The sequence below is a fragment of the Bacillus sp. AR13-1 genome, assembly GCF_008042285.1.
GTDB classification, from domain to species: domain Bacteria; phylum Bacillota; class Bacilli; order Bacillales; family Bacillaceae_G; genus Bacillus_A; species Bacillus_A mycoides.
In genome coordinates this window covers 1-625 of sequence record NZ_QNUA01000075.1, presented here as the reverse complement: position 1 = coordinate 625, position 625 = coordinate 1, and the positions used below count along the sequence as shown (strand labels likewise).

2 protein-coding genes are annotated in these 625 nt (G+C 33.3%); both read right to left on the bottom strand.

The features are described 5' to 3' along the window. Positions 1 to 23: 23 nt before the first annotated feature. Complete coding sequence (locus DN408_RS31160; protein ID WP_147740535.1) at positions 24 to 374, bottom strand: hypothetical protein; 351 nt, start codon at positions 372 to 374, stop codon at positions 24 to 26. Between the two features lie 48 nt (positions 375 to 422). Continuing rightward, positions 423 to 593: a DUF4083 family protein gene (locus DN408_RS31155; RefSeq protein ID WP_147740534.1), complete on the bottom strand. Its 171-nt coding sequence runs from the start codon at positions 591 to 593 to the stop codon at positions 423 to 425. Between the last annotated feature and the right edge of the window lie 32 nt (positions 594 to 625).

Sequence of the window (625 nt, the reverse complement as noted above, 5' to 3'; positions counted from 1 at the left end):
ATTATCGAAAGCGGAAGTTATTTTTAGGGTTCTATTTGTTTTTCCTGAATTATAGTCTCAGTACTAATTGGATCTGGATTTAATACTATGTATCCAAGCCAACTAATTAATAAATAAACGGGTATTGAAAATAGAATCGGCAACCAATTTTTTTGCTTTTTTAATGTTATTGCTGCACATATGTAAAATAATGGGAAGGTTAAGGGCCATATAAAAAATCTAGGTAGAGCAGCTAAGTATAACGATGTGGGCACCATTAGTACTGCAGAAATGATTAGAAAATATGATTTTTTAAAATATATTCCAATCAGTGAAAAAATAATTGAAACAATCATAAAAGGCCAAAACATAAGTTGTATCCAATTAAACTCCATTTTCCGACCTCCTAATATAAAGCAAACCCCTCCTGTTTACAGGGAGGGTCAATCTTTGTCTTGTTTTTCTAACAGTTGAATAACCCTATCTAACTTTTGCTCAACTGGATCTTGCTTTTTGTGATTGCTGGTATGCCGAATTATACGTATCATCCCGCCAAACAGTGCACCGATGATTATTGCAATAATGATGTAAGAAATAGTGGTTCCTAAAGGCATTATTCAGAACCCCCTTTTTCCTTATTGTACCA